1 protein-coding gene is annotated in these 513 nt (G+C 66.9%); it reads right to left on the bottom strand.

Annotated features, from left to right (window positions below; genetic code table 11):
- Nucleotides 1-513: ABC transporter permease (locus FCU66_RS40750; RefSeq protein WP_136625530.1), on the bottom strand; the 513-nt coding region annotated here is incomplete at both ends.

The following is a 513-nucleotide window of genomic DNA, read 5'->3' as shown; positions in this document are numbered from 1 at the left end:
GGCGCGGTCGAGACCGGTCTTGTCAGAAGCCAGGGTTTCGATGCCGCCGATCGGCAGCCAGCGCAGGTCGACGGCAAAGACGACGATCAGCACCAGTCCGAGCCAGAAACCCGGCACGGCATAGAGCGCCAGCGAGCCGATCGATAGGAAGCGATCGCGGAAACTGCCGGGCCGCGCGCCGGCATAAATGCCGAGCGCCGAGCCGAGCCCGAAGGAGAGCGCGGTGGCGCTGACCATCAACAGCAGCGTGTTGGGCAGGCGTTCGAGGATGACGTCGCGGATCGGTCGGGAGAATGTCACCGACTGGCCGAGATCGAGATGCAACAGGGCCCAGAGGTAGTTGGCCAGCCGCGTCAGCTCCGACTGGTCGAGGCCCCAGCGATGGCGCAACAGCTCGATCATGCCGGCGTCGCCGCCGGTCGAGACGATATAGGCGTCGACCGCGTCGCCGGGCGCGGCTTCGAGCAGCAAGAAGGTGCCGACGACGACGATCAGCAGCACGAAGACGCTGCC

The organism is Mesorhizobium norvegicum (genome assembly GCF_004919685.1).
GTDB classification, from domain to species: Bacteria; Pseudomonadota; Alphaproteobacteria; order Rhizobiales; family Rhizobiaceae; genus Mesorhizobium; species Mesorhizobium norvegicum.
The sequence above is the reverse complement of the archived record's forward strand: the minus strand, read 5'-3'. Positions and strand labels throughout refer to the sequence as shown.